The organism is Micromonospora sp. NPDC092111 (genome assembly GCF_044755745.1).
Classification (GTDB): Bacteria; Actinomycetota; Actinomycetes; order Mycobacteriales; family Micromonosporaceae; genus Micromonospora.
Genome location: NZ_JBIVRQ010000019.1, coordinates 16,493 through 32,199, shown reverse-complemented (window position 1 = coordinate 32,199; position 15,707 = coordinate 16,493). Strand labels below are relative to the sequence as shown.

At 69.6% G+C, this 15,707-nt stretch carries 12 protein-coding genes and 2 pseudogenes; 3 read left to right on the top strand and 11 right to left on the bottom strand.

The features are described from left to right. Positions 1-356 precede the first annotated feature (356 nt). Positions 357-1,100 (bottom strand): annotated as a pseudogene (locus ACIQG9_RS26385) (class I SAM-dependent methyltransferase); the annotation flags it as partial. A 299-nt stretch (positions 1,101-1,399) separates the two neighbouring features. Here ACIQG9_RS26385 and ACIQG9_RS26380 point away from each other — a divergent pair. Then, positions 1,400-1,534 (top strand): hypothetical protein, encoded by a 135-nt coding sequence (locus ACIQG9_RS26380; RefSeq protein WP_400407467.1) that lies wholly within the window; start codon positions 1,400-1,402, stop codon positions 1,532-1,534. A 113-nt stretch (positions 1,535-1,647) separates the two neighbouring features. Here ACIQG9_RS26380 and ACIQG9_RS26375 read toward each other — a convergent pair whose 3' ends face one another. Further along, positions 1,648-2,601: an RNA polymerase sigma-70 factor gene (locus ACIQG9_RS26375; protein ID WP_400407465.1), complete on the bottom strand. Its 954-nt coding sequence runs from the start codon at positions 2,599-2,601 to the stop codon at positions 1,648-1,650. Between the two features lie 155 nt (positions 2,602-2,756). Beyond that, entirely contained in the window at positions 2,757-3,230 is a 474-nt protein-coding gene (locus ACIQG9_RS26370; RefSeq protein ID WP_400407463.1) for a carboxymuconolactone decarboxylase family protein, read from the bottom strand. A 263-nt stretch (positions 3,231-3,493) separates the two neighbouring features. Here ACIQG9_RS26370 and ACIQG9_RS26365 point away from each other — a divergent pair, with 263 nt between their 5' ends. Further along, complete coding sequence (locus tag ACIQG9_RS26365) at positions 3,494-3,865, top strand: hypothetical protein (RefSeq protein WP_400407461.1); 372 nt, start codon at positions 3,494-3,496, stop codon at positions 3,863-3,865. Here ACIQG9_RS26365 and ACIQG9_RS26360 read toward each other — a convergent pair. The 6 genes from ACIQG9_RS26360 to ACIQG9_RS26335 all read right to left on the bottom strand — a co-directional run bounded on the left by ACIQG9_RS26360 (position 3,831) and on the right by ACIQG9_RS26335 (position 11,838). Next, entirely contained in the window at positions 3,831-5,240 is a 1,410-nt protein-coding gene (locus ACIQG9_RS26360; RefSeq protein WP_400407459.1) for a GH1 family beta-glucosidase, read from the bottom strand. The two genes, ACIQG9_RS26365 and ACIQG9_RS26360, sit on opposite strands and share 35 nt — an antisense overlap. Then, positions 5,237-7,468: an alpha-xylosidase gene (gene yicI, locus ACIQG9_RS26355; protein ID WP_400407456.1), complete on the bottom strand. Its 2,232-nt coding sequence runs from the start codon at positions 7,466-7,468 to the stop codon at positions 5,237-5,239. The genes ACIQG9_RS26360 and yicI overlap by 4 nt, the downstream gene beginning before the upstream one ends. After that, entirely contained in the window at positions 7,465-8,358 is an 894-nt protein-coding gene (locus tag ACIQG9_RS26350) for a carbohydrate ABC transporter permease (RefSeq protein WP_400407454.1), read from the bottom strand. Before ACIQG9_RS26350 ends, yicI begins: the two co-directional genes overlap by 4 nt. Before the next feature lies 1 nt (position 8,359). After that, the gene (locus ACIQG9_RS26345; protein ID WP_400407452.1) at positions 8,360-9,331 is read right to left on the bottom strand and encodes a carbohydrate ABC transporter permease; all 972 of its coding nucleotides are present in this window, start codon (positions 9,329-9,331) and stop codon (positions 8,360-8,362) included. Between the two features lie 63 nt (positions 9,332-9,394). Further along, positions 9,395-10,699: an ABC transporter substrate-binding protein gene (locus ACIQG9_RS26340; RefSeq protein WP_400407450.1), complete on the bottom strand. Its 1,305-nt coding sequence runs from the start codon at positions 10,697-10,699 to the stop codon at positions 9,395-9,397. Between the two features lie 80 nt (positions 10,700-10,779). Next, on the bottom strand, positions 10,780-11,838 hold the full coding sequence (locus tag ACIQG9_RS26335; protein WP_400407448.1) for a LacI family DNA-binding transcriptional regulator: 1,059 nt from the start codon (positions 11,836-11,838) through the stop codon (positions 10,780-10,782). Positions 11,839-12,354: 516 nt separating this feature from the next. Here ACIQG9_RS26335 and ACIQG9_RS26330 point away from each other — a divergent pair. Further along, positions 12,355-12,579 carry a hypothetical protein gene (locus tag ACIQG9_RS26330; RefSeq protein ID WP_400407446.1) on the top strand — a complete coding sequence of 75 codons (225 nt, stop codon included), beginning with the start codon at positions 12,355-12,357 and terminating at the stop codon, positions 12,577-12,579. 376 nt (positions 12,580-12,955) lie between these two features. Here the strand turns inward: ACIQG9_RS26330 and ACIQG9_RS26325 are convergent. Both ACIQG9_RS26325 and ACIQG9_RS26320 read right to left on the bottom strand, forming a co-directional pair. Then, positions 12,956-13,105 (bottom strand): annotated as a pseudogene (locus tag ACIQG9_RS26325) (IS30 family transposase); the annotation flags it as partial. An 18-nt stretch (positions 13,106-13,123) separates the two neighbouring features. Further along, entirely contained in the window at positions 13,124-15,646 is a 2,523-nt protein-coding gene (locus ACIQG9_RS26320) for an ATP-binding protein (RefSeq protein WP_400407444.1), read from the bottom strand. Positions 15,647-15,707 lie beyond the last annotated feature (61 nt).

Below are 15,707 nucleotides of genomic sequence, written 5' to 3'. Positions count from 1 at the left end.
TTGCCGACATAGTCGACAAAGGATGTGTTTATGGAAATGCCGGATCTGTACCCGCCGCCGCTGGCGTGTCGCCCGTCGCGAGCACAGACAGCGGATAACAGTTAACCCCAGCCACCCGGACGCGACCCCTCACGCCTTTCGGCGAGCCCTACCGAAAGCCAAGCCCGCGCATTCAGCTATGCACCGTGAATCGCATCGAGACGCGCTGGACGGCCCATGCCGAACGACCGTCTGTCGTGGACATTACCGAACATGTGACGACGGCCGCTGGGTCAGGCCAACCGTTCTGGCCGATGCGGGTGGGCCCCGGACCGCCCGTGGCTTCGGGGGCGAAGTCGTGCCCGAATCTGGCGGGTTCAGGCGATGAGCAGGCGAAGGCCGAGCTCCGCCGCATCGAGATCGACGAGGTCGCGGTTGCGCTCTGCCCACCGACCCGAGGCGAGGTCATCACGGAGGCTGTGCACTGCCCGCTGCTCGGCGTCCGGCCCGACTCTGGCCCAGACCGATACCCCGCGACGGACGTTCTCGTCCAGGTATTCCTCGGGCCGGCGCCAATATGCCTCGAAGAAGCCGTCAGCGCAGTCCCAGGGAATGAGCACCGGCTCCAGGCGGGCTCCGATCGCGCTGGCCAACTCGGTTACCAAAGGCCGGCCGACAAGGAGATCCGCGGCCTCGGGAAGGTAATCGCGAGTAAGCCAGAACCGGCGAAGCCATCCGGTGTCACTGGTGTCGTGCGTGAACACCACCACGCGACGCGCGACGCGTCGCATCTCGCGCAGGCCCGCGATCGGGTCCTTCCAGTGATGGATGGTGGCGAACGCCATCGCCGCGTCGAAGGACTGGTCGTCGAACGGAAGGCTCTCCGCGGCGGCAGCCACACACGCCGCCGCGCCTGCGGGCCGCTGCGCACGCATCAGCGCCGACGGTTCCACTGCGGTGACGTCACGGTCGGCGGGCTCGTAGGAGCCGGTGCCAGCACCGACATTCAACACCGTCCGCGCATCGCCGAGCGCAGCCCAGACCCTTGCGGCGATCCGCGGCTCGGTGCGCCGCGTCACGGTGTAGGTGGCTCCGATGGTGTCGTACAACTGTGCGCCGGACATGTCCCCGCCTTCCTGCCGGACCAGCCCCACGCCGAACCCGGGGCCCGGCGCCACTGCCCTGGAGGGTAGGCCACCTGCGCGGCATCCCACCACGTTCGCCGGCCGCCGACCCGGCAGCGGCCATCCGCCGACCACTCCGGCGGCGTCGCGACCGTCGGTGACCTCAACGGTGACGGCCGCGACGAGGCGGTGGTGTGGGCATCCTGCCTGGCGGGCGCCGGCGACGAGGACGCCTCCGGTCAACTCCTGGTCGTCACCGGACGCAGCGGTCGACTGGTCGGCAGTGGGTCGGGCCGGTGGCCGAGGTGATCAACGAGGTGGCGATCGACGGCGGGCGGCTGACCATCACCTCGACCAGGAAGTACGCCGATCCCGAGGCCCTGGTACAGCGCACCTACCGCTGGACGGGAACCCGCTACGACCGGGTCTGATGTCGGATCGAGGCAACCCTGCGCGCGGCCGTTCCTCACCTGTCCACGATGGGCTTCCGCGTCGCCGCGCCGTGCCGCACCGGAACGGAGCCAAGCGCGGGACGGCCACCGGATCAGCCCTGGGTTCTCCGGTCCGCACCGTTCCCGAGGCCGTGCCGGCGGGCCTGCTTCACCTCGCGGTCGATGGCCCAGGCGTCGGCCACCGGCCCGATATGGTCGATCTTGTCGGGATTGAGCACCACGCGGATGGTCTGCACCTGCCCGTCGCGCACGTCGAGGGCGAGGACATGAAGCACCCTGCCGTCCCGGTCGCGGAAGATCGCCCCGGGCTGGCCGTTGACCTCGTGCGGCGTGAACGACACGTTGATCCGGATCAGCCAGGGCAGGAGCGTGCCCAGCACCCGGGCCACGTTCTCCGCGCCCATGACGGCCTTGGCAAGCTGCGGGGCCTTGCCACCGCCGTCCCCGACCAGCCGCACGTCGGCGGCCAGCAGCTCCTGCAGCCCGTCCACCTCGCCGTTCCTCAGCGCGTCGAAGAACCGGGTCGCCAGCTTCTGCCGCTCCTGGCGGTCCGCTTCGAACCGTGGCCGCCCGGCCTCCATGTGCCGCCGCGCCCGCACCAGTAGCTGCCGGCAGGCCGACTCCGAACGCCCCACCGCGGCGGCGACCTCGTCGAACCCGAAGGCGAACACGTCCCGCAGCACGAACACCGCCCGCTCCAGCGGGCTGAGCCGCTCCAGCAACAGCAGCGCCGCCATCGACACCGAGTCGGCCAGCTCCACCGCCCGCGCCGGATCCTGGTACGGATCGCTCAGCAGCGGCTCGGGAAACCACGGACCCACGTACGCCTCTCGCCGCATCCGCGCGGAGCGCAGCACATCGATCGAGATCCGCGTCACCGTGGTCGACAGGAAAGCCTTGGTCGACGTGGGCCGGGTCGCCGAGCCGTCGAAGCGCAGCCAGGTCTCCTGCACCGCGTCCTCGGCCTCACCCACACTGCCCAGGATCCGGTAGGCGATCGAGAACAGCAGCGGTCGCAGGCCCTCGAACTCCTCGACCTTGCTCACGCCGAACTCCCTCCCCTTGACGCCCGCTCACCCCGCCGTGCTCGCCGGCACCGGCATCTCATGGTGATCACCCAGACTACGGGCGGGCCAGAACAGCGCCCCGGGCCCGGAGGCTCGGAGCCCGTAACGGGCCCCGAGCCGGTTGCCGGTGCCGTTCAGTGGAACTGCCCGGGCTGGTAGTCGCCGGCCGGCTGCTGGGTGATGATGTTCAGCCGGTTCGCCATGTTCATGAAGGAGATCAGGACCGCCAGCGCGGTGAGCTGCTCCCCGTCGTAGTGCTTCGCGGCGCTCGCCCACACCTCGTCGCTGACCCCGCCGGCCGCATCCGCTACCCGGGTCCCCTCCTCCGCCAGCTCCAGCGCGGCACGCTCGGCGTCGGTGAAGACCGTGGCCTCCCGCCATGCCGCGACCAGGTTCAGCCGCACCGACTCCTCGCCGCCGGCGGCGGCCTCCTTGGTGTGCATGTCGATGCAGACGGCGCAGCCGTTGATCTGACTCACGCGAAGCGCCACCAATTCCTGCGTGGCGGTCGGCAGCGGCGATTCCCTGATCGCCCTACCCGCCGACATCACGTGCTTGAGGGCCTTGCCGGCGGTCGGGTCGGCGAGGAAGTTCAGTCGCGCGTCCATGGTGTGCTCCTCTGCGGTCGTTGTTGGCTACACCCCCTGAGACGGGGCGGCCCGACCCCCAGTGACATGGGCGGATGTGGCCCCCGTCACCTGGCGTCGGCGCATCGCGCGGCACAGGCTGACCACTGGCGGGCACGGCCACCCAGGCCGGATGTGCGGATCCGCCGGGCTCCGCTCCCGGAATCCTCGATGTGACCGAGCAGCAAGCGGAATCGAGGGTGGGAACCTCACGCCGGTGTAGGTTCGCGCCAGCGGTCGGCCCGGTGCCGGTGTACGAGTTCGGGCGGCCTCGACCTGGCCGGGTCTTCGCGGCGAGCCGATCGCATTCCTTCGCCCAGTTCGCTGACGCGATCGGCCCAGGCGTTTGCCCGCTGGACCCGGCCCATATGCACCGGTTCACGCTGGCCGATCAAACGCAGATCACGCCGCTGGACCTGTGGGACGGTGGGGCGCATGAGGGCAGCATCGACAGCGACAGGGCCAGGTTGGGTCGCCTGGGTGGCGGCGCGCAGTTCGCGTGCCTGTTCGACTTCGCGCCTGTTCGCACCATCGCCCCTGCCGCGTTCGCCAGCACCTGCGTTCGAGTGGCTGGCCAGTCGATCAGCCCGCCGGCCGCTCCAGGCGGCCGGCCGTAATGAGCCGGCGGTACCAGTGCGCGCTCTGCTTCCACGTGCGCACCTGTGTGTTGTAGTCGACCCGGATGATGCCGAACCGGCGGTCGTAGCCGTAACCCCACTCGAAGTTGTCCAGCAGGGACCAGACGAAGTAGCCGCGTACATCCGCGCCCTGCGCCCGCGCCTCGGCCACCGCGGCGATGTGCCGGTGCAGGTAGTCGATCCGCCGGTCGTCCTGGATCGTGCCGTCGGGCGAGACCACGTCGTCGAACGCGGCGCCGTTCTCGGTGATCATCAGCGGCTGGCCCGGATACCGCCGGTGCAGGCGCAGCAGCAGTTCCGTCAGCGCCTCCGGGGCGATGTTCCAACCCATCGCCGTGTACGGACCGGGCTGCGTCAGGAACTCGACCCCGTCGGCGCCCACCCACGCCGACGCTGCGGACTTGCCGTGTCCGTCCGCGTCCGACCGCGGTGAGACGCCGTCCCAGGCACGGACCAGCGTGCTGGCGTAGTAGTTGACGCCGAGAACGTCCAGTGGCACCGCGATCAGTTTCTCGTCGCCGTCACGGACGACCGACCAGTCGAAGACGGGGGCCGTGTCGGCCAGCAGGTCGGCCGGGTAGGCACCCTCCAGCATCGGGCCGAGGAATGCCCGGTTCGCCAGCGCGTCGATCCGCCGCACCGCGTCCCGGTCCGCCGCTGAGTCCGACGCCGGCCGCAGGACGTGCAGGTTCAGCGTCACCGACAGCTTCGCGGCCGGGGCCAACTCCCGCACCACCCGTCCAGCCAGGCCGTGCGCCAGGTTCAGATGGTGTACCGCGGCCAGGGCTGCCGCCGGTTCGGTACGGCCCGGCGCGTGCACGCCGGAGGCGTATCCCAGAAACGCCGAGCACCACGGCTCGTTCAGCGTGGTCCAGGTGTGCACCCGGTCGCCCAGCGCCTCGACGATGCCGGCCGCGTACTCCTGGAAGCGCAGCGCGGTGTCCCGCACCGCCCACCCGCCGGCGTCCTCCAGCTCCTGCGGCAGGTCCCAGTGGTACATCGTGGCCACCGGCTGAATCCCGCGCTCCAGCAGCCCGTCCAGCAGCCGCGAGTAGTAGTCGAGTCCGGCCCGGTTGACCGGTCCGGAACCGCCCGGCCGCACCCGGGGCCAGGAGATGGAGAACCGGTACGCGTCGAGGCCGAGCGTCGCGATGTGCCCGAGATCCTCCTGCCAGCGGTGGTAGTGGTCCGCGGCCACGTCACCGGTGTCGCCGTTACGTGTCCGCCCCGGGGTGTGGCTGTAGGTGTCCCAGATGGACGGTCCCCGGCCGTCCTCGGTGGCCGCGCCCTCGATCTGGTATGCGGCCGTGGCCGACCCCCAGACGAAGCTCTCCGGGAAGGCGTACTCCGTCACTGCCGTACCCCCTGGAGCTCGCAGTGGTATCCCGCGGACGCGCCCGAGACGAGCTCGGCGGTGACCGTCCCGTGGTCGAAGCGCACCTCGAACTCGGCGCCGGGCCCGTCGCCGGGCGACGGTACCCGCACCCGCGTCCGCTGTCCCTCCTCCGGCGCGTACCACCGCAGCCGCACGCCGTCGGCCCACTCGTAGTCCGGCCGGTCGTCGCGCTCGCCGAACGGGATCACCGCGCCGGGCCGCGCCAGCACCGGCAGGCTGTCGAACTCGTGCTTCTCGATGACCCAGGCCGGGCCGGTGAGCTGAGCGCCGGTCATCAGGTGGGTCCAGGTGCCGGCCGGCACGTAGAACGTCACCTCCCCGTCAGCGCTCATGACCGGCGCCACCAGCACGTCGGGGCCGAGCATGTACTGCCGGTCCAGGTACGCCGCGGTCGGGTCGTCCGGAAACTCCAGCAGCATCGGGCGCATCATCGGCACGCCCTCGCGGTGCGCCTCGTCGGCGACGGCCGCCAGGTAGGGCATGAGGCCCAGCTTGAGCCGCGTGAAGTGCCGCAGCACCTCGACCGCCTCGCTGTCGAACGCCCACGGCACCCGGTACGAGCCGGAGCCGTGCAGCCGGGAGTGCGACGAGAGCAGCCCGAACGCGATCCACCGCTTGAACACCGCCGCGTCCGGGGTTCCCTCGAAGCCGCCGATGTCGTGGCTCCAGTAGCCGAAGCCCGACGCGGCGAGCGACAGCCCGCCGCGCAGCGACTCGGCCATCGCCGGGAAGGTCGACTCGCAGTCGCCGCCCCAGTGCACCGGGAACTGCTGCCCGCCGGCGGTGGCGGACCGGGCGAAGACCAGCGCCTCACCCTTGCCGCGCTCGGTCTCGAGTAGTTCGAAGACCGTACGGTTGTACAGGTAGGCGTAGTAGTTGTGCATCCGCTGCGGGTCCGAGCCGTCGTGCCAGACCACATCGGTCGGGATGCGCTCGCCGAAGTCGGTCTTGAAGCAGTCCACACCCATGTCGAGCAGCACCTTGAGCTTGCCCGTGAACCAGGCGACGGCGTCCGGGTTGGTGAAGTCGACCAGTCCCATGCCGGCCTGCCACTTGTCCCACTGCCAGACCGACCCGTCCGCCCGGCGGACCAGGTAGCCGTTGCGGCGCCCCTCTTCGAACAGGTATGACCGCTGGGCGATGTACGGATTGATCCAGACGCACACCTTGAGGCCGCGATCGTGCAGCCGGCGCAGCATCCCTTCGGGGTCGGGGAACGTCGCCGGGTCCCAGACGAAGTCGACCCAGTGGAACTGCCGCATCCAGAAGCAGTCGAAATGGAACACCGACAGCGGCAGGTCCCGCTCGGCCATCCCGTCGATGAACTCGGTGACGGTCTTCTCGTCGTACGAGGTGGTGAACGACGTCGACAGCCACAGCCCGTACGACCAGGCGGGCACGCGGGCCGGTCGGCCGGTCAGCGCGGTGTAGCGGCGCAGCACGTCCTTCGGGGTGGGCCCGTCGATGAGGTAGTAGGTGAGCGACTGGCCCTCGACGCTGAACTGGTTCTGCGACACCACTTCCGAGCCGAGCTCGAACGAGACGTGCTCGGGGTGGTCGACGAAGACTCCGTAGCCGCGGCTGCTGAGATAGAATGGGACGTTCTTGTACGCCTGCTCGCTGGCGGTGCCGCCGTCGGCGTTCCAGATGTCGACGGTCTGGCCGTTCTTGACGAACGCGCCGAACCGTTCGCCCAGCCCGTAGACGGTCTCGCCGACGCCGAGTGCCAGCCCCTCGTGCACGTACGCCCGGCCGTCGGCGTCGGTGACCACGCCGATGCTGCGTCCGGTGGACGAGGTGAGCTCCCGGTCGCCGTGCAGGAAGTCGACCCGCCATCCGTCGACGAGCGCGACCCGGGCCTTCAGCGCGCCGGTGGTCAGCGTGGCGGACAGACCCGTGACGTCGACGGTCACCGGGTGGCCGTCCGCGGTGGCCAGTTCGAATCGGGGCAGCTTTGACACCTCACCGAGGTGGTGGGCGACGGTGACGCCGATGACGCCGTCGGCGGGGGAGAAGAACCGTACCGTGACGACCGGCCGGTTGAGGGTGTCGCCGCGACCGGTGATCCGCCCGGTGGGGGCGAAGACGGTAAATCCGCGCTCGTCAGGCTCGACCGACTCGACCGTGCCGGGGCGTAGCACGTTGATCCCCGGTCGTAGTTGCCAGTACCCGTCGGTGAACTTCACTTCTCGGCTCCTGCCGTGATGCCGTGCGCGAGGGTGCGCTGGAAGATGAGGAAGAAGACGATGGCGGGGACGAGGCTGATCAGCGCGCCCGCGTTTGTGGTCGGCGCGTCCATCAGCCGGTCGCCCTGCAACGAGGCCAACGCAACAGGAATGGTCTGTGTGCTGTTGTCGATCAGCATGACCAACGGGATGAGGAACTCGTTCCAGGTCCAGATGAAGAAGAAGATGAGCAGCACCGAGAGGGTCGGCCGCAGGTTGGGGAAGACCACCCGCCACAGGATCGTCCATTTGCCCGCGCCGTCCAGCGCCGCTGCCTCGAGCAGCGAGCGGGGGAAGGTGCTCAGCACCGAGGCGAGCAGGTAGGTGCCGAACGCGCTCTGGATGACGGTGAAGATGATGATCACCGAGAGCTGGGTGTTGTAGAGGCCGACCTGCTTCGCCGCGTAGTAGAGCGGGTAGATCAGGGCCTCCTGCGGCAGCATGTTGGCCAGCAGGAGAAGACCGACGATCCAGAGCCGGCCGCGGACCCGGCCGATGCCGAGGGCGTACGCGTTGAGCAGTGACACGGCCACGCCGAGCACCGCGACCGAGCCGGCGATGAGCGCCGAGTTCCAGAGCTTCAGCGGGAAGTTGACCTCGGTCCAGTAGGTCCGCAGGCCCTTGGTGTAGAACTCCGCCGGCCAGCTCAGCGGGCCGCCCGTCGAGTAGTCGCCGGGTGACTTGAACGCGTTGAGCAGCATGAACGCGAAGGGCACCAGCATGACGAGCGCGCCGATGGTGACCAGGGCGAGGACGATCCAGCGACTCGCACCGCGGTGGTGGCGGTCCCGGGACGGCCGGTGCCGGGTCGGGGGCACCGCCCGGTCGGCGGAAGTGAGCGCGACGGCCATGTCAGACCCCCCGGTCCTGGCGCTCGCTGCGGTTCTGCAACCAGATGAACACCACGGCCACCAGGACGATGATCAGGGTGAGCACGGTGGAGATCGCGGAGCCGTAGCCGACCTGGAGCTTCTTGAAGAACGTGTAGTAGGCGAAGTACGAGGGCACGTTGGTCGTGTTCTCCGGCCCGCCGCGGGTCAGCGCGAACACCGGACCGAACACCTTCAGCGCGGCAATGGTGCACGTGAGCGCGACGACGAAGGTCTCCGGCCGGATCTGCGCCAGGGTGATGGCCCGGAACCGGTGGAACCAGTTGGCGCCGTCGACCTCGGCCGCCTCGTACAGCTCGGGGTCGATGCGTTGCAGCGCCGCCATGAACACGACGACCGGGTAGCCGATCTGCACCCAGATCATCACCGCCATGACGCTGGGCAGGGCGGTGTGCGGGTCGCCGAGCCAGTCGTGGCGCAGCGCGCCGAGGCCGATCGCGTCGAGCAGGCCGTTGAACGCGCCGTCGGGGCGCAGGATCCAGCCCCAGACGATGCCGGCCACCACAACCGGAAGCACCTGCGGCAGGTAGAACGCGGCGCGTAGCGCGGCGGCGGTCCGCGGCCGGAACCGGCGCCCGATGACGTCGAAGAGCACGGCGGCGAGCACCAGCCCGACCAGGGTCGGCACCCCGACCATCGCGACGATCATCGCAATGGTGTTCCGGAACGTCGTCCAGAACACCTCGTCCTGGAAGAGGCGCTGGTAGTTGTCCAGGCCGATGAACGTGGGGTCGCCGACGCCGGACCACTTGGTCAGCGAGAAATAGATGGTGCCGGCGAGCGGCGCGGCGATGACGAGGATGAAGAGCACCGCGCCGGGCAGCAAGTAGGGCCAGTAGCCGGCGGTGCTGCTACGGCGCCGGCGCCGACTCGCGGGCGGTGGGGCGGACGTGGCGGGCTGTTGCCGGCCGGCCGCGGTTTGGGTGAGTGCCATGGGAGATCCTTCCCGGTGGGGTGGACGCGCCGGCCGTGGCCGGACGCGCCCACCCTCGCCGTCTCACTTGCCGGTGATCTCCTTGACGCCGTCGGCGTAGGGCTTGGCGATCGCGTCGAGCGTCTGGTCGGGCGACTTCGAGCCGTTGATCAGGCCCTGGAAGCCGGAGACCAGCACGTCGTAGTAGCCGGGCACCGGCCAGTCCGGGTAGAAGGCCAGGCCGTCCTGCTGGCTGATCGTGTTGAAGTTCTCGATCAGTTTCTTGTCCTTCGGGTCGCTGATCTGCGACGCGTCGGCGGCAACCGGAACACCGCCGTTGTTGCCGATCAGTGCCTGGATCTCCGGGCGCAGGGTGATGTCGATGAAGTCGTAGGCGAGGCTCTTGGCCTTGCTGTTGGTGGGGACCACCCAGAGGTTGCCCGACGAGCCGGCGTGGAGCTTGTTGCCGGGGAACAGGAACGAGTCCCAGTTGAACTTGATCTCCGACTTGAAGCGGCCGTACCACCAGCTGCCGGAGACGATCATCGGTGCCTTGCCGGAGATGAAGGCGGTGCCCATGTCCTCGGCCTTCAGGCTCGCGGAGTCCTTGGCGACGTACCCCTTCTGCACCCAGCTCGCGAAGGAGTCCGCGCCGTACTTCAGCGGGTCGGCGTGGAAGTCGACCGGGTTCTTGTACAGCTGGTAGTCGTTGACGAACTTGCGGTCGGCCTTGGCGAGCGCCAGCTGGTAGAACAGCTGACCGGCCGGGTACTCGGCGCCGGCCTCGGTGAGCGGGGTGACGCCCTTGCTGACGAAGGTGTCCATCGCCTTGGTCATCTCGTCGAGCGTCGTCGGCACCGTCACGCCGTACTTGTCGAAGAGATCCTTGTTGTAATAGACCATGACGTATTCGCCGTAGTTCGGCACGCCGTACCACTTGCCCGAACCCATGACGCCCTTGTCGTCGTAGCGGGCGGTGGTCTGCAGGCTGGGGCTGAGCTTGTCGTCCCAGCCACGCTTGGCGGCCTCGTCCGTGAGGTCGGTGAGCAGCCCCTGGGAGGACAGCAGACCGGCGGTGGCGTTGCCCTTGTTGTACTCCATGATGTCCGGGCCCTCGGACGAGTTGATGATCATGCCGGCGTTCTGCTGGATCTGTTCGAACGCCTTGCGCTCGAACTGCACGTCGACGCCCGGGTGCTCATCCTTGAAGATCTGGATCGCCCGGTCCCAGGCGACGCCCATGGCGCTGTTCGCGCTCTCGTAGTGCCAGAGCTTGAGGGTCTTGGCGTCGCTGCCGTCGCCGCCCCCGTCGCCGCTGCACGCGGCCACCGTCGTGATGGCTGTCACGGCCAACGTGACCGTGACGACCACCTTGCGGAATCGCCCCATTGCTATCCTCCTGGTAAGTATCGATCCGGTACATACCTGGCCCGTCGTCGCGTGGCAGCGCGGCGGCGGGCCGTTAGGTGTTACCTTTCCGGCAGGTGGGAGCCGGTCGGGACCGTGTCGCCGGTGGCGACGGCGGGCCGGGCGGTTGGGCCGGTCGAGCCGCGGATCTCCAGCGCGCACGGCAGCAGTTGCTGGTGGTTGTCGCCGCCCTCCTCCAGTTGGCCCAGTAGTGCCTCGACCGCGATCCGGCCCAGCGCCGAGCCGGGAGAGGTCATCGCGGTCAGGGCCGGGTGGGCCAACTCGGCGACCTGCGGCGAGGTCACCATCGACACCACCGAGACGTCGTCGGGCACCGTGCGGCCGCGGATGGTCAGCTCGCCGAGGATGCCGAAGATCGCGTTCTCGTTCATGGCCAGCACGCCCGTCAGGTCGGGAGCCTGCGTGAGGGCGGCGCTCAGCGCCCCCCTCCCGCCGGCGGCACTGTCCTCGGCAGGGATCATCACGGGCTCCAGACCGTGCCCGGCCATCGCCGCGACGAAGGCGTCCCGGGTTCGCACGGCCGGCCCATAACCGGCGGCGATGGCGGCGGCCGAGTGGTTCACGTACACAATCCGGCGGTGGCCGAGCCCGACGAGATAGTCGACGGCCTCCCGGACGGTCTGGTCGAAGTCGATGTCCACATACGACAAACCCGCGGTGTCGCCGGTGCGGCCGATCAGCACCAGCGGCACGCCGGCTTCCTGGAGAGCGTCGACCCGCCCGTCCTCTACCTGCACCTCCATGAGCACCGCGCCGTCGAGCATCCGCTGGCTCGCCAGCCGGCGCAGGTCGTCGATGTCGGCGGCGCCGATCGGGGCGAGCACCAGGTGGTAGCCGGCGGCACTGGCGGCGGCCGCCGCCCCGGTCACGAACGCGGTTTCAGTGGCCCCGAGCCCGCGCTCATCCATCGGCATCATCAGCCCGACGATCCGGCTGCGCCGGCTGGCGAGGCCCCGAGCCATCGCGTTCGGCTGGTAGTCGAGCTCGGCCATGACCGCGAGCACCTTGGCCCGGGTGGCCTGCGAGATGGGGCGGGTGCCGGTGAGCACGTACGACACGGTGCTGACCGAGACACGGGCGAGGCGAGCTACGTCATGCATGGTGGCCACTGCGTACCTCCCAGAGTTCGGCAGCGAAACCGCTTGCATTGGGGTGTCGAAGCGTTTCGACGAACCGTAGGTCAAGTGTTGCGGGGTCGTCAATAGCTGGTTTCGGGAAGAAGTTCGGGCCCTTCCCAGGGGCCGGACGGTCCGCTGCGCACCACTCGGGGCACGTGCGGCGAGGCCTCATGATGATGGCGTGATCCCACCACCGCCAGCCGCTTCCGGTGTCCGATAGACGGAGGAGATCACGGATAGCGTTGAGCGCCTCATCGAGCTGTTCCGATCCGCACCCGACATCACCGACGTTGCGGGCCACCGCAGCGGCGCGGCCGGATTGACCGCCGGTACGGCGGTCTTGCCGCGCGTAGCCGCCCGGCGGCGCGGCGGGGAGCGGCCGGGCGGGCGAGGATCTGCAGCCGGGAGCAGTTCCAGGAGTTCGACCGGCTCTCCACCGTCGCGGCCCAGGCCAGCCAACGCGCGGTGGAACTCAACCCCGACGACCCCTATCCATGGGTGACCCGCATTGCCTCGACGCTCGCCGACGGCCACCGGCAGCGCGACGAGTTCCTCGCCGCGATGGGCGAGTCGGTCAAGCGCGACCCGTACAACTTCGAAACCCACCTCATGGCGGTGACCTTCCTCTGCGAGAAGTGGTACCTCGGAAGCACCACCGCGTACGGCTACTTCTGGATGCGGCAGACCGAGGGCTTCCACGCCGTCTGGAAGTGGGCTAACTGAATGAGGAGGCCGGGAACCGGCCGCACATGGTCGACGTCGACTCGGCCGCCATCGGCCTCGTCTGGTTGGCGCACTCGGCGCCAGCCGGCGACGGCAGCATCCACGGTATTGCGACGCAGGCACCCCACCGGCGTGTCCGCGCAGCGGCAGACCAGTGCGGCTCGGTCTGGCGGCTGTGCCGGGCCGTTTCGTGCTCGTCCGGGCTGACGCCGCTGGTGGCGGCCCGAATACGGACTTGGATGTCGGTGGGAGGCGGCGGCTCCACGAAGCAGGATCCCCGGCACACGCCGGCGCCGGATCTGGTCCACCGGCAGTTCACCGCCGACGGGCCGAATCGGCTCTGGGTAGCCGACGCCACCCGCATCCCGTGCGGTGCGTTGAGCGTGGCCGCGACCGCCTCAATGTCCTTGGCGCTCCATCGGGACAGGTCGGTGCCCTTGGGGAAGTACTGGCGCAGCAGCCCGTTCGTGTTCTCGTTCGTGCCGCGCTGCCAGGGGCTGTGGGGGTCGGCGAAGTAGACGGGCACGACAGCACCCTTACCGGCTCATCCCGAACGCCCTGGATGCTGGTGGCTACCGCCGGCTGCACCGCCGTTTGGTCCAGCACCCGCTCTTGCCTGATGGTGACGACGTCGTCGGCGCTCAGCACCTTGATCGTCACGGCCACCGCACAGGCGGCGACCACAATCGAGCTGACAAGGCGTACTGGTCAACGATCCCAACCTCAGGGACGGCGGTGGCCGTGTCCGGTACTTCCCGGCCGTGTGGCCAGGATCAGGCCAGGCCACACTGCTGCCCGGAGCGGTCTTGCCGATCCGATTGCGCACGATGACGGCCAACGGATGGTGCAGGCCCTCAAGGATCCGCGCTGAGGCGCTCCAGTCCGCTCTGGCGGCGTCCTGGTCGCCCGCCGCCCACCGGTCCTCCGCCCGGTGCATCAGCACCTCCGCCTCGAAGAACTGGTCCCCCAGTTCCCGGAACAGCGCAAGGGCGTGCTCGTAACATCGGTCCGCCTGGCCCGGATCGCCGAGATGTGTGCAGAGCCGGCCGAGAGTATCCCAAGCGCTGGCTTCGCCGTGCCGCTCACCGAACCGCTGCAACAGAATCAGCGCCGTCCGGGTCTGGCGGAACGACTGGCGGAGATTGCCAGCCAGCAGGTGGTACCAGCCAGAGCTGTTGAGGACTTCGGCACCAGCGCTGTGGTTGCCCGCCAGCAGGAAGAGGAGCCTCGCCCGCCGGGAGTGGTAGAGGGCGCCGGGCAGGTCGTGGCGCTGTTGATGCACATACGCCAACCCGTGGTGGGCCCGCGCCCGCCCGCCGAGGTCTCCGGTCCGGCCCGACAGCCGCAGCGCCCGACGCAGGCTGACCTCGGCCGCATCGTGGTCGCCGAGGCGCAGGTGAGCGCGGCCCAGACCGCGCAGTGCGTACGACATGCCGCGGGCGTCGGACGCCATTCGGGCGGCACGGAGGGCGACGTGGTTCACCGCCAGTTGGTCGGCCCAGTGGCCGCCGCGGGACAGGAACGTGGTCATCGCCCACGCCAACTGCCATGCGTGGGCCGCCATGCCGTGCTCGGCGGCCAGGTGCACCATGGCGACGAGGGTTGCCCGGTGCGCCCGGTACCAAGCGTTGGCGTACTCCTCGTCGGCGAGCGAGTGGACGGTGACACCCGGCGCTGGAGTGATCGTGGGGAGCGGTTCCCGGCGAGGCTCAAGTAGACGGGCACCCGCAACCGCAGTCTGCAGGTAGTGATCGCCGAGCCGCCGCAGCGCGGACAGGCGGTCGGCATCGCTGTCCCGCCGCCCTCGTTCCCTGGCGAAAGCGGCCACCAGGTCGTGCAGGTACCACCGGCGGTCGGTCGTCTCGCCGATCAGGTGGACCCGGGCCAGCTCGGTGAGCGGCGGGCCCACGTGCGCGGGTGGGCGCCCGACCAGGCTTGCCGCCGCCGCCTCGTTGGCGGTGCCGGGATGCAGTCCAAGCATCCGGAAGACCTGCCGGGCCCCGGGGTTCAGCAGCCGGTATGAGCCGAGGAGGCAGGAGCGCAGGTCTGTCGGGCTGTCGTGGCTGGCCAGGCTGTCGAGCCGTGGCACGGCACCGGTCAGGTCACCCGCGACGACGGCCAGCGGCACTGCGGGCTGGGAGACGACGCGGGCGGCCGTCACCGCCAAGGCAAGCGGCAGGCCGCCGCAGCGGTCGACAATCACCTGCGCGGCGGTCGGCTCGGCATCGAGGCGGCCGGCGCCGACCCGGCGGCGCAGCAGTTGTCGCGACTCGTCGTCGCTGAGCGGGGTGAGGCTGACCGGGTGCGCGGACGCCGCCGCGACCAGCCCCATGAGCCGATCCCGGCTGGTGACGACGACTACGGATCCCGGTGCCGCGACCAGCAGCAGTCGTACGTGCTCCGCGTCGCGGGCGTTGTCGAGCAGCAACAGCATTCGCTTGTCGGCGAGCAGGCTCCGCAGCAGGCCAGTCTGGCCCGTCTCGGCAACCGGCATAGCCGCTGCGGGAACGCCCAGCGCGTCCAGGAACGCGTGGGCCGCCGAGGTGGCAGCCAGCGGCGGTTGGCTAGGGTCGAATCCGGAAAGGTTGACGAAAAGCTGCCCGTCCGGGAAGCGGTCCTTCACCCGGTGCGCCCAGTGCACCGCGAGCGAGGTCTTACCGATCCCTGGCGGACCTACCACCAGGATCGTGGTGCCCAAGGTTGGCGTCTCTGTGCTGAGTAGCGCGTCCATCGCGGCCAGAGCGTCGGCACGTCCGGTGAAGGAGGCGGTGTCCGGCGGCAGTTGAGCCGGACGGGGTCGACTCGCCGGGGAGGCGCCGCTTGCCCTGTCCGTCGGCGATCTGAGCCCCGCAGCCGCCCGTGACCGCTCGTAAAAGTCGCGCCGCTCGTCACCGGACAGCCCCAACGCCTCGGCCAGCAACCGCACGGTCTGCTGGCGGGGTTTCCGGATCCGCCCGGTTTCCAGGTCACGAAGGTTCCGCACGCTGATTCCCGACCGAGTGGCGAGTTCCTCCTGAGAGAGGTTCAGCGACTGTCGACGCGACTTGATCAAAGGACCGAACTCCATCGCTTGTCCTGTTCCCTCAGCCGTCGTGGAGGAAGTCGCCGGTTGATCGCCTGTCAGTCGC